12 protein-coding genes and 1 pseudogene are annotated in these 12,576 nt (G+C 33.5%); 12 read left to right on the plus strand and 1 reads right to left on the minus strand.

The window, feature by feature from the left end; genetic code table 11:
• The first annotated feature begins 116 nt into the window (after positions 1–116).
• The 5 genes and pseudogenes from AMQ68_RS11435 (at position 117) to AMQ68_RS11455 (ending at position 5,919) form a co-directional block, all read left to right on the plus strand.
• Positions 117–1,047 (plus strand): annotated as a pseudogene (locus AMQ68_RS11435) (bile acid:sodium symporter).
• Positions 1,048–1,072: 25 nt separating this feature from the next.
• A complete protein-coding gene (locus AMQ68_RS11440; RefSeq protein WP_054510770.1) occupies positions 1,073–2,122 on the plus strand; it encodes a succinylglutamate desuccinylase/aspartoacylase family protein in 1,050 nt (349 codons plus the stop codon).
• A 127-nt stretch (positions 2,123–2,249) separates the two neighbouring features.
• Positions 2,250–2,771: a nuclear transport factor 2 family protein gene (locus AMQ68_RS11445; protein WP_054510771.1), complete on the plus strand. Its 522-nt coding sequence runs from the start codon at positions 2,250–2,252 to the stop codon at positions 2,769–2,771.
• A gap of 452 nt (positions 2,772–3,223) precedes the next feature.
• Positions 3,224–4,756, plus strand: a complete 1,533-nt coding sequence (locus AMQ68_RS11450) for a GMC oxidoreductase (protein WP_054510772.1) — start codon at positions 3,224–3,226, stop codon at positions 4,754–4,756.
• Positions 4,753–5,919 carry a sugar MFS transporter gene (locus AMQ68_RS11455; protein WP_054510773.1) on the plus strand — a complete coding sequence of 389 codons (1,167 nt, stop codon included), beginning with the start codon at positions 4,753–4,755 and terminating at the stop codon, positions 5,917–5,919. The genes AMQ68_RS11450 and AMQ68_RS11455 overlap by 4 nt, the downstream gene beginning before the upstream one ends.
• Positions 5,920–6,133: 214 nt before the next feature.
• Here the strand turns inward: AMQ68_RS11455 and AMQ68_RS11460 are convergent, their stop codons facing one another.
• A complete protein-coding gene (locus tag AMQ68_RS11460; protein WP_054510774.1) occupies positions 6,134–6,730 on the minus strand; it encodes an FMN-dependent NADH-azoreductase in 597 nt (198 codons plus the stop codon).
• A 92-nt stretch (positions 6,731–6,822) separates the two neighbouring features.
• On the opposite strand from AMQ68_RS11460, the gene AMQ68_RS11465 reads away from it, so the two are divergent.
• From AMQ68_RS11465 to AMQ68_RS11495, 7 genes are all read left to right on the plus strand, one after another.
• Positions 6,823–7,194, plus strand: coding sequence for a helix-turn-helix domain-containing protein (locus AMQ68_RS11465; RefSeq protein WP_054510775.1), 372 nt, complete (start codon positions 6,823–6,825; stop codon positions 7,192–7,194).
• Positions 7,195–7,617: 423 nt separating this feature from the next.
• Entirely contained in the window at positions 7,618–8,346 is a 729-nt protein-coding gene (locus AMQ68_RS11470; protein WP_054510776.1) for a pirin family protein, read from the plus strand.
• Positions 8,347–8,559: 213 nt separating this feature from the next.
• A complete protein-coding gene (locus tag AMQ68_RS11475) occupies positions 8,560–9,111 on the plus strand; it encodes an NADPH-dependent FMN reductase (RefSeq protein ID WP_054510777.1) in 552 nt (183 codons plus the stop codon).
• A 171-nt stretch (positions 9,112–9,282) separates the two neighbouring features.
• A complete protein-coding gene (locus AMQ68_RS11480) occupies positions 9,283–9,834 on the plus strand; it encodes a YcxB family protein (RefSeq protein WP_054510778.1) in 552 nt (183 codons plus the stop codon).
• Between the two features lie 84 nt (positions 9,835–9,918).
• The gene (gene purM / locus AMQ68_RS11485; RefSeq protein WP_054510779.1) at positions 9,919–10,911 is read left to right on the plus strand and encodes a phosphoribosylformylglycinamidine cyclo-ligase; all 993 of its coding nucleotides are present in this window, start codon (positions 9,919–9,921) and stop codon (positions 10,909–10,911) included.
• A gap of 153 nt (positions 10,912–11,064) precedes the next feature.
• Positions 11,065–11,628: a phosphoribosylglycinamide formyltransferase gene (gene purN / locus AMQ68_RS11490; RefSeq protein WP_054511107.1), complete on the plus strand. Its 564-nt coding sequence runs from the start codon at positions 11,065–11,067 to the stop codon at positions 11,626–11,628.
• Between the two features lie 23 nt (positions 11,629–11,651).
• Positions 11,652–12,482 carry a hypothetical protein gene (locus AMQ68_RS11495; RefSeq protein WP_123905677.1) on the plus strand — a complete coding sequence of 277 codons (831 nt, stop codon included), beginning with the start codon at positions 11,652–11,654 and terminating at the stop codon, positions 12,480–12,482.
• The last annotated feature ends 94 nt before the right edge of the window (positions 12,483–12,576 follow it).

Consider the following 12,576-nt stretch of genomic DNA (forward strand, 5'->3'; position numbering starts at 1 on the left):
GCTTTCTTGTCTTTGAGGATTTTTCTATTATTACAAATAATTTTTATTCTTATTTAATGATAACGTTGACTAAAATTTTTAACAAGTAGAATATTTTTCTTCTCCTGTTAATCGTAATGGTCTTAATGGCAAAACTGGTCCCTTTTCATGAATCGTATAATACGTATTTCAACCTGTCAGGTTTTATAGACTGGGGGATTGCAGGTATTTTTTTAATGTACGGACTTAAACTAAATCTAAAGGAAGTTATAAAAGATATCTCCAACTGGAAACTGCATCTTCTAATTCAGTATGGAACTTTTATATTGTTTCCATTGCTCGTATTGATATCTTATCCTTTAGTGAAAAGTTCTGCGTACGAGAATATCTGGCTGGCTGTATTTTTCCTCGCATGCCTGCCATCTACGGTTTCATCATCCGTAGTAATGGTTTCTATTGCAAAAGGAAATGTGACTTCAGCTATTTTTAATGCTTCAATTTCGGGATTAATAGGGGTTGTTATGACGCCACTTTTGATGAGTTTCTTTTTAGAGCCCACTATCAGGCTCAGAAAATCATGGAGAAGTTTTACAAAAGTTGTTTATGAATGTATTACTACCTATTATTTTGGGAATTCTCTTGAATCCGGTTTTCAAACAATGGATGTCAAAATATTCTAATGTGATTGCTGAATTTGATAGGATCATTATTTTATTAGTTGTTTACGAAAGCTTTTCAACAGCATTTATAGAAAATGTTTTTGTTTCGGTGCCTTATTTTGTTTTTTTAATTTTGGCGCTTAGTATTGTTTTCCTATTTTTCGAGGTATATAATATTCTGTAGTTTTTGGCTTAAAATATGAAGTTTAATGATAAAGACATCATCACAGTAACCTTTTGTGGCTCAAAAAAATCACTTGTTCATGGCTGTCTTTTTCTATTGGTGTTAGGGATTCCCGAAGACAAAAAAGTGTTGTTTTTACTTCCGGTTATGGTGTATTACAGCTTTCAATTGTTTTATGTAAGCTGGTTGGCCAATAAGCTGGCACGAAGCGTTTCGGATGTTTAAAATATATTTAATTATCTTTATTTCTATGAAAAAAATAAAGAAAGTGGTTCTGCTATCGTTGATGCTAATGAGTGTGTTGTTTAATGCGCAAAACATCAATCAAATAACAGGACAGAGTGGAGCATTTAGAAAAGATACGGTATTTACCATTAAAAGTGATTTAAAGGAAACCTATTTACCTGTAACTATTATCAAAGGCAAAGCAAAAGGTCCGGTTTTTAGTATAGTGGCAGGAATTCATGGGTATGAATATCCACCGATCATCGCCGTTCAGGAATTACTAAAGGAAATTAAACCTGAACATGTAAAAGGAACTTTAATTATCATTCCGATAGCAAATGTAGAAGCTTTTCAAAAAAGAACACCTTTCGTTAATCCTTTAGACCATAAAAACTTAAATAATACTTTTCCAGGCTCACCTGACGGAACTACTACAGAGCAGATAGCGAATATTATTACAAAAGAAATTATTTCAAATTCCACGATATTTTTAGATATTCATGGAGGAGATGCCAACGAAGATTTGTTGCCTTTCGTTTGTTATTACGACCGAAAAGACGCCCCTGAAAATACCCGATTGGCTCATAATTTATCTGCTCAGTCACAAATTAATTATATTGTTTCTTATCCATATAATCTTACGCAGACGGAACCTGCAAAATATGCTTTTAAACAAGCGGTTCAGCAAGGCATAACGGCATTGAGTATTGAAGCCGGAAAACTAGGGACTGTTCAAAAAGAAAATGTAGAAATGATTAAAAATGCTGTTTACAACATGCTTGAATATTCAGGGAACTATGTTAAAAGCAAGGCGAAAATTAAAAATAATAATAAATCAATACTTCTTAATCAACAGGATTACATAAAAGTTCCTGAAAACGGAATTTTCTACAGTGATTTTAAAAGTGGTGACTTAGTAAAGAAAAACCAAGTTTTAGGATTTGTTACTGATGAATTTGGAAACAAAAAGCTGGATATTATTTCCAATTCAGATGGAATCATTTTATATAAAGTAGGTACTCCGCCTGTGAATAAAGGAGAAACGTTATTTTGTATTGGTTACACTCAACAATAATTATTGATCAGAGAAAAATGAAATCTTAGAATAACTAAAATTTTCGTTCTCCAGAATTATGTTTTTGTTTACTTTAGACTTCTTAAAAATGAAATTTTAGAACTATAGATTTCGTAATGATTTAAATATGAAAAAAACAACAATACTTTACGCAATTATCCTTTTCCTAATAGGATTTACAGGGATTTCAGCACAATCTAAAGAAGCAAAATTTAGAAAAAATAAAGCGCAGATCAATACCATGCTTGATGGTTTTAATGTAGCTGCGGCAAAGGCTGATTTCAATACGTATTTTAATTATTTTGCTGATGAATCTACATTCATCGGAACAGATGCTACCGAAGTTTGGGATAAAAAAGAATTTATGGTTTGGGCAAAACCTCATTTCGACAAAAAGAAAACGTGGAATTTCACTTCATTAAAAAGGAATATCTCTTTCAGTAAAGATGGAAAACTGGCTTGGTTTGATGAGGTATTAGATACTCAAATGAAGATATGCCGCGGTTCCGGAGTGGTAGAAAAAATAAATGGGGACTGGAAAGTAAAACAATACGTTCTTTCCATGACGATTCCCAATGAGGTTTCGGATAAAGTGGTCGCTGAAAAAACAGCTATTGAAGATGTTCTCATCCAACAATTAAAAAAATAAAAAGTTACTATTCAAGCCATGATTTTTATAGAGAGGATAAATTTATTTGACCTAGGAAGCTGTAGCGTTAATAAAATGAGTTCTGAGAACGTTAAGAAAATTCTAGTGTTTGAAGCGCTAGACAAATTCTGAATCGAAGAATTAATATTGAATTCGCGCAAGTTTTAGAATTTTTAGTGAACAGAAATTATTTTTAGCGAAAGATTCCAGTCTTGAACTTTTGGTCCTTTTGCTTCAAGGTAAAAGGACAGAGCTAAAAATATATTCAACTTTTGCACCTGGCTCATGAGATGTCAAAAAAATCACTAGATACATTTAGATAATTTATCATAATTATACCCAACCATCCATCATCGGATGGTTTTTTATTTATACAATCAATTGAAAATTAATTTTTTATTAAGCTACTCCTAGCTTTTAATCTTTATTTTAGATAGATCAAATTAAAAAATATGTACGATATCATCATTATAGGAAGTGGGGCAGGAGGTGCAACAATGGCTTATCGATTAGCCGATAGCGGAAAAAATATTCTCGTTATCGAAAGAGGCGATTATGTGCCTGTGGAAAAAGAAAATTGGGATTCGGTAGAAGTTTTTGAAAAAAACAGATATACCACAACGGAACTGTGGCTTGATAAGAATAATAAATCTTTTCGTCCGGGAATGCATTATAATGTAGGCGGAAACACCAAGTTTTACGGGGCTGCTCTGTTTCGTTTAAGAGAAGAAGATTTTAAAGAAATACAGCATTATGGCGGAACGTCACCTGCGTGGCCTATTCAATATGAAGATTTAAAAGGCTATTATCTGGAAGCCGAAAAACTATTTCATGTTCATGGTAAAAGAGGATCAGATCCTACAGAGCCTTTTGATGCAGAGCCTTATCCAAATCCGGCTTTGCCGCATGAACCAAGAATTCAGGAAGTGGTTGATGAATTGTTTAATTATGGATGGCACCCATTTAATTTACCGATTGGGGTTAATTTTAAACCTCACGAAACAGCCAATGCGCCTTATACCTTAGACCGTTTTGATGGCTTTCCCGATGCTGCCGAAAGAAAAGGAGATGCCCATCTTTGTTCATTAGCAAAAGCATTGAAATCTCCAAATGTTGAATTGATGGTTAATACAAAAGTGTTGAGATTGAATACAGATGATTCAGGAACCAAGATCACTGAAATTGTGGTAGAACAAAACGGCGAAACAAAAACATTGACTTCTGATATCGTTATTCTTTCAGCAGGAGCCATCAATTCTGCGGCGCTTCTTTTGGAAAGTAAAAGTGAGCAGTTTCCTAACGGTCTTGCCAATTCATCAGATCAGGTAGGAAGAAATTATATGTTTCATCAAAATACTGCATTGGTGGCATTGTACACAGAATCCAATCATACAAAATTTGGAAAAACATTTGGAATTAATGATTTCTATCACGCAAATAATGGTTATGAATTTCCTTTAGGACATATTCAGATGTTGGGAAAATCAGATGCGCATCAGATTAAGGCGGATAGTCCTGTTGCAGCGCCAGGTTTTACATTTGAATTAATGGCGGAGCATGCGGTTGATTTTTGGTTAACCTCAGAAGATTTACCCAATCCTGAAAATAGAGTGACGGTAGAAAACGGACAAATAAAAATCACTTATAACTCAAATAATGAAAAAGGGCATGAATTGTTAAAATCGGAACTGATTAAAGCATTAAAAGCTTCAGGAAAATTTGAATCGTTTTTGTTTAAAGGAATTTATTTCAGCAAAGGAATGGATATCGCTTCACCTGCCCATCAAAACGGAACGACAAAAATGGGATTGGATCCTAAAGCATCAGTTGTTGATACCAACTGTAAAGCACATGATCTTGAAAATCTATACATTGTTGACGGTGGATTTTTCGTTTCAAGTGGTGCCGTGAATCCTGCACTGACCATTATTGCCATGGCGTTGAGAGTCGGAGACCATTTGAAAAATCAGGTTCTGACATCATGAATTCAAGAATAATCCAAATCATCATCATCTTTTTATTAGCTTTTTTTACAGGAGTTAATTTTGTGGTATTTCCCGCTTTGGGAATGGCTTTTACAGATTCTTCTGTGTTCGGACTTTCATCATCACAGTTTGGGAATTTATTTATTCCACAGGTGATTTGTATTATCGTTTCGTGTTTGGGAGCGCCGTTTTTGGTGAATAAAGTAGGTCCTAAAATCGTTTTGGTGGCTGGATTATTATTAATGATAGCATCAACGGGGATTTTGTGGACGCTTCAGTTTTTCATGAAGGATACTTCTTTGCTATTTCCTGTATTGATAGTTTTAGTAGCGTTCACAGGTTCAGGCTTCGGACTTTCGATTACCACTTTAAATCCTTTAGCGGCAAGCTTATTTGAAAACAATAAATCTTCCGCCATTTTGATATTACAGTTTTTGGTAGGCTTGGGAACTTCAACTTCTCCATTAATGATGAATCTAATAGGGAATGTAAACAATTGGATGTATGTTCCGGCAAGCATTTTTGTTTTAGTTACCATTATTTTTATCCTGTTTTTATTTTTAAAACTGGAAAAAGGAAGATTTTTCGAACTTCCCGATCACTTTAAAATTCCTTCCAAATTGTGGATCTTTTTTATAGCCATTGTTTTGTATGGATTTATTGAAGGAACTTTCGGAAGTTTTGGAGCAATAATTCTTAAAAATCAAGGATTGGATAATAATAAAGCCAGTTTAGGACTCTCTTTATTCTGGGGCGGAATTGCTTTAAACCGATTACTCTTCGGGATTTTCTCAAAAAATAACGATTTGTCTTATCTATTTCTTTTCTCTCCTTTGGTTGTAGCGGGATTGCTGCTTTTATTATTGGTTTATCCAAATATTAACATCATCATATTCATGTTATTTCTGATCGGGTTTTTCATGGGAAGTATATTTCCGGGATCTATTGGTTGGGGAACGGTAGAATTTCCAACGCTGTCCGTCTTGGTATCTGGGTTTTTGATGGCAGCCAACCAAATCGGAACAGGAATTATTACCAATGTTCTGGGCAATTTCTCTAATCAAACCAATATTATTTTCCAATTTCTCATCGGTTGTATGGTTCTCATTTGCATTTTACTTTTCTATTTAAAGAGAAATTCTAAAATTAAAGAAGCATTTTAAAAATGTAACCACAAAAGAAACAAAAGAGAAACACTTTAGTTATTTTAAGTTAATTATTAAACTTCTAATAAGCGCACCTACGTTTTTAAAATCTTTGCATATTGAGCGGAGTCGAAATATTATTCTTTTGAGTGGCTTTTGTTTTCTAATAATTAAACAATTGTTAAAAAACTGCGTATAGCTTTTGTTTCTTTTGTGGTTAAAATAGATTCAATTAAACTAATTCTTCAATTTTCGCAACCGTTTTCGCTAAATTTTCATCTTTCAGTTGTGGAACCATCATTCCCTGAGATTGAAAAACTTCCACATCCGTAATCCCAATGAAAGCGAATAATGTCTTTAGATAGTGTTCCATATTTTCGATCAATCCGTTTTCATAAACGCCACCCACTGCAAAATTTAAATATAATTTTTTGCCATGAATAAGACCTTTTGGAGTTCCGTCGGCATAAGAAAATGTTTTCCCGGGAATGGCAATACTATCGATCCATGATTTTAAGGTTGATGGAAAAGTGAAGTTGTAAAAAGGAACTCCAATCACGATAATATCTGCTTCTTGAATATCTTTCAAGGCTTGGTCAGAATGTTTTGAGGCTTCTTTTTGTTGCTCATTTTTTTCATCATCAGGAATAACAAAAGATGCGGAATGCTGAATTTCCAAGTGAGGAATTGGGTTTAGAGCTAAATCACGGACTACAACTTTGCTGTCAGGATTTTTTTCTAACAATTGATTAATGACAACCTGAGAAAGTTGACTGCTTACAGAGTTTTCTCCGCTGATGCTTGTTTTGATATTTAAAATGTTTGCCATTTTGTTTAAAATTTTTAGTTTTTGATACTGACAAAATTATTGTAAATTTACTTTCCAAAGTATAGCAGTTACCTAAAGGAAAGTGAAAAAAAATGGAAAAACAACATAATCATAAAGATTGTATGCAGGCGTTAAAGCCGGTTCGTGATACATTAGACGTCATCAATGGAAAGTGGAAACTACAGATCATTATTTCTTTAAATGCGGGGAACAGACGTTTTACAGAAATTGAAAGAAGCATTCCTAAATTGACTTCAAAAGTGTTAGCCAAAGAATTGAAAGAATTAGAGCAAAACAGCTTGGTGAAAAGAGTAGTCAAAGATACTTACCCCGTTAGTATAGAGTATTTTCCTACAGAACACACCAAAACTTTAGGACCCGTTGTAGAATCTTTAAAAGACTGGGGTGAAAATCACCGCAAACATATTTTTGGAAGTCCAACGGAAGCAGAGAAAAGCGAATAGAAAATATTACTCCTTATCAATTACTCATTTTTCAGAGCTATTTCCCACCATCATTAATTTCTGTTCATTGCGAGGAGCGTAGCGACGAAGCAATCTCATTAAAACAGTAAAAATATAACACCCACTTTGTCATTCCGCAGGGATCTCAACAATCATTATCATAAAATCAAATTTACAAAATAAGTTTAGATTCTACACTCCACTTCGTTCCGCTCTGAATGACAAACATACCGGACAACCATTGCTGAGTGAAATTGAAGATTCGACGTAGTTAAACGCCCTTGCGAACGAAAAACATTCTCAATATTAATAAAAACTCTTTGTGTTTAAAACAAGCATCAAAAAGTCTCTTCATCTTTCTTATCCTACGTCAACATTTTCCTAACCTGCAAGCCGTAAATTTGTCCTATAAATAATCACAATATGAAAACAGTATATCATAAAGCAGATTCAAGAGGCCATGCAGATCATGGGTGGTTGAACAGTTATCATACATTCAGTTTTGCGAATTATCAAAACAACGAAAGAAGCAATTTCGGAGTCTTGAGAGTATTGAATGACGACACTGTTTCTCAGGGAATGGGCTTCGGAACGCATCCTCATAAAAACATGGAAATTATTTCAATTCCGTTAGAAGGAGATTTGGAGCATAAAGATTCCATGGGAACAACTGCGGTTATTAAAAAAGGAGAAATTCAGGTGATGAGCGCGGGAACGGGCGTAATGCACAGTGAATACAATAAAAATAAAGATGAAGCGGTGAAATTTTTACAGATCTGGGTTTTTCCGAGGGAAGTAGATGTGGAGCCTAGATACGATCAGAAAAGCATTAAAGAAGGGGCAAAGATTAACGGTTTCCAGCAGATTTTATCACCAAATAAAAACGACGATGGGGTTTGGATTCATCAGGATGCTTGGTTCAACTTGGCCAACTTTACCAAAGGAAATGGTAAAAATTATATGCTCAACAAAAAAGGAAATGGCGTTTATGCGTTTGTATTAAAAGGAAGCGCAAAAGTAGGCGACAGAATTTTAAACGAAAGAGATGGACTAGGAATCTGGGATACTCAAAGTTTCAACATCGAAGCAATAGATGATTCAGAAATCCTTTTAATGGAGGTTCCAATGGATCTACCTTCGTATTTAAAATAAATAATAAAAATATTTTACACCATAAAAAATTCCCTTCCTCATGAAAGAGGATGAAAATTAAGAAAGAATTTTTGGCGACGTGATGTAAAATATTAGGACTTTATTCAGTAAAGCGCTTCCATAAGTTTAAAAGCGTACACGAGTATTAAAAAAAACTTTGCGACCTTTGCGCTTCAAAAAAAATAACAATTACTTTAAAAAAGATAATATACAATGAAAATTTTAGCAATAGCAGGAACGAATTCCGAGACTTCAATGAACAAGCAATTAGTAGCCTATGCATCTACATTATTTGAAAATGCAGACGTAGAAGTGGTAGATCTAAATCCTTTCGAAATGCCAATCTATAAGCATGAAAGAGAATTAGCAGGCGGAGTTCCTCAGGAAGCAAAAGATTTTGCTACAAAAATTGATGGGGCAGATTTACTATTGGTTTCTTTACCTGAACATAACGGAACGTATTCAACAGCTTTTAAAAATGTGTTCGACTGGGTTTCAAGAATCAAAAACAGAACGGTTTGGAATGAAACACCCATGTTATTGATGGCTACAGCACCGGGAGCCAGAGGAGGAGCAGGAGTTTTAGAGGCTGCAACGAAACGTTTCCCTTTCCATGGAGGAAATATTATCGAAAGTTTCTCGCTTCCGTTCTTTAATGATAACTTTGATAAAGCTGCTCAGAAAATTTCTAATGAAGAAAAAGACAGTGAGTTAAAAGAAAAAGTAAGAAAGATTTCGGCTATTGAAATAATCCTTGAAAAATAGAATTGTAAGATTAATTTAAAATTACTATTTTTGCAAAAAGAAAAAAGATGAAAATTCAGTTCACTTTCAAAGAATGTTTCTCCATAAAAGGAAAAACTGTGGGCACTGAAATTTTGAGATAAAATAACGGCCGATAATCTACCAAGATTGTCGGCTTTTTTATTTTTTAATATGAATGAAAAATTTACATATAGTTTGAATGAAGATGATTATCTAAATTATCAACTATTTGCTGCTTCAAAATCTAAAAATATCAGAAAGAAAAGACTTAGAAATAGATTTTTGCCAGCTATTTTTTTTGTTGTGTTAGGATTGGTGCCAAGATTTGATTTTACAGAGATTTTCACACAGATTTATATTTTAATTGGAATTTTGTGGATTTTTCTTTATCCTATTTGGGATAAGAAATTGTATTATAATCACTATAAAAAGTATATTAAAGAAAATTATAAAAATAATTTTGATAAAACATTAGAACTAGCGATTACAGAAAATGAAATTTATGCTAAGGATAATAGTACAGAATCTAAAACTAATTTACAAGAATTAGAAGAAATCAACGAGGTCCCGCAAGCAATATATTTTAAATTTAAATCATCTCATTCTCTAATTTTACCCAAGAATAAAATAAATGTAAGTATAGATTCAAAGCAGTTTTTTAAAGAACTATCAAAAAAGTATTCTATTAATTATAATGAATTCTCTGATTGGGAATGGAAATAAATTCAAATAAAAAGTAATATAAAAAGGTAAAAGATATCAGATTTATAAATAATCTGTAATCGAGTATCTAAAAATCCAAATAAAATGAGCAACACTTACAAATCTGCAGGAGTAGACAAAGAAGAAGGATACAAAACCGTTGACAAGATCAAAAAAGCGGTTGGTGAAACCCACAATTCCAATGTATTGAATCATTTGGGAAGTTTTGGTGCTTTCTACGAGATAGGAGGATACAAAAATCCTGTTTTGGTTTCAGGAACTGATGGAGTAGGAACGAAGCTGAAAGTAGCTTTAGATTCTAAGAAATACGATTCTATCGGGGTAGATTGTTTTGCAATGTGTGCGAATGACATTCTTTGTCACGGGGCAAAACCATTGTTCTTTTTAGATTATTTGGCTTGCGGAAAATTAGATTCTGAAATCGCTGCTGAGATCGTTTTAGGAATGGTAGCCGCTTGTAAAGACAACAACTGTGCATTGATTGGTGGTGAAACTGCTGAAATGCCGGGAATGTACAAGCCGGGAGATTATGATGTTGCAGGATTCTGTGTAGGAATTGTTGAAAAAGATCAGATTATCGACGGTTCTAAAATCAAACCGGGTGACAAAATCATCGCTCTTCCAAGTTCAGGATTCCACTCAAACGGATTCTCTTTAGTAAGAAAAGTATTCCCAAATTTTGAAGAAGAATTTGAAGGAAAACCATTATACGAAACCCTTTTAGTTCCAACTAGATTATATTACAAAGACATCCACAAAGTAATTGAGGAAGTACAGGTTGCCGGTATTGCTCACATCACAGGTGGTGGATTGTACGAAAACATTCCGAGAATTATCGGTGATGGATTATGTGCTACTATTGATGCTTCTAAAATCCAGATTCCAAGTATTATGTTGGAATTAGAAAAAAGAGGGGGTGTAGCGCGTGAAGAGATGTTCGGAACATTCAACATGGGTGTTGGAATGATCGTAGTGGTTGATCCGGAACATGCAGAAAAAGTATTACACCTTCTGGACGATGCTTACGAAATCGGAGAAATCACAGAAGGAAGCGAAAAAATAGATTTAAAATTTTAGGAGCTTAATCCCGCTTTACGCTATATCTTTTTTATTACGGCCTCCGCTTCGCTCCGGCCGCAACAAAAAAGGATGCCGCTGCAATCGGGGCTAGTAAATAATATACAAAGCCTTGTCAAGGTTCGAAACCTTGACAAGGCTCACAAAATAAACATGAAAAACATAGTTATACTTGTTTCAGGTTCAGGATCCAATCTTCAGAGAATTATTGATGCCATTGACAATGGAGAAATCCAGAATGCAAAAGTATCTTTGGTTGTTGCCGACAGAGAATGTTACGGATTGGAAAGAGCCCAAAATCACAATATAGAAAACGTTCTGATTCCGAGAGGAAAAAACTTCAGCAGCGAATTGAATAAAATCATCCCTGAAAATACAGATTTAATCGTATTGGCAGGATTTTTATCCATTTTAAAACCTGAGTTTTGTGAAAACTGGAGCGGAAAAATAATCAATATCCATCCTGCTTTGCTTCCGAAATTCGGAGGAAAAGGAATGTGGGGGCATCATGTTCACCATGCGGTTATTGAAGCGAAAGAAAAAGAAAGTGGAGCAACCGTACATTTTGTAACTCCGGGAATTGATGAAGGAGAAGCCATTCTTCAAAAATCATTCGGAGTAACAGAAGACGATACTCCCGAAACGGTGGCTGAAAAAGTTCATTTAGTTGAATATGAAATTTTCCCAATAGCGATTAATAAGGTATTAGGAAACTAAAAACTAGTCAACCATAAATTAACATGAGAAAAAGGATATTTTTATCATTAATATTATCATTTACATTAATTTCTTGTACTTCAAACGATGAAGATATTCAAAACGTAGTGGAGAATAAGGATATAATGCCAACAAAAATATTTAAACCTATTATGGGTCCTGATGAGAATGATCCTTTTAAGAGTAATAGTGATTTATATTATTTTTATGATGAATTGTTAACTTATAACAATGGTGGTAATCTTATAAAAGTTGAAAGATCGTATAAACCTGATTTATTTCCTGTTTATTTGGATTTAAATCGTAATGGAAATACTGTTACAGTCGAGTATAAATCTAACGATTCTGATGGCTTTAAGCTTAAAAATACTGTGATATACACTCTAAATAATATTGGAAAAGCTGTAGAAAAATATATTCCTGTTGTAGGTCCGAATTCTTTTGCTGTTAGAAAGTATTATTATGAATATAGTGCAGATGGGAGATTATATAAAATTAAGTTAAAGTATCCTAACTATACTTCTAATAGTCATCTTGATGAGTTAGAAAGAATTGATGTATTTATTTATTCTGGGAATAATTTGAAAAAAATTATAAGTCAGTCGGTAAAAGAGTATGACACTAACTCTAATAGTAGAACAGAAATTGATTTTTTGGACTATGATAATGCGCGAAATCCATTTAAAAGATTAGGATTATTAGAATCTTATTTTTATCGTAGTCTCTCGGAAAATAATTATCGCCAAATTAACTATACGTCATTTGATGCTAACAATAATGTAATAGGTTTTAGTGAACAAAAATGGGACTTTTTTTATGATCAAAACAACAATTTAATATTGAGTTATGATTAAATAATATAGCAAAGAATTAGTATTAGAGCTGTCATGCTGAGCGTAGTCGAAGCATCTCTTTAATCCAATTAAAAAATACATTTAGATTTAAAAT

It is taken from the genome of Chryseobacterium sp. ERMR1:04 (assembly GCF_001297705.1).
Lineage (GTDB): Bacteria > Bacteroidota > Bacteroidia > Flavobacteriales > Weeksellaceae > Chryseobacterium.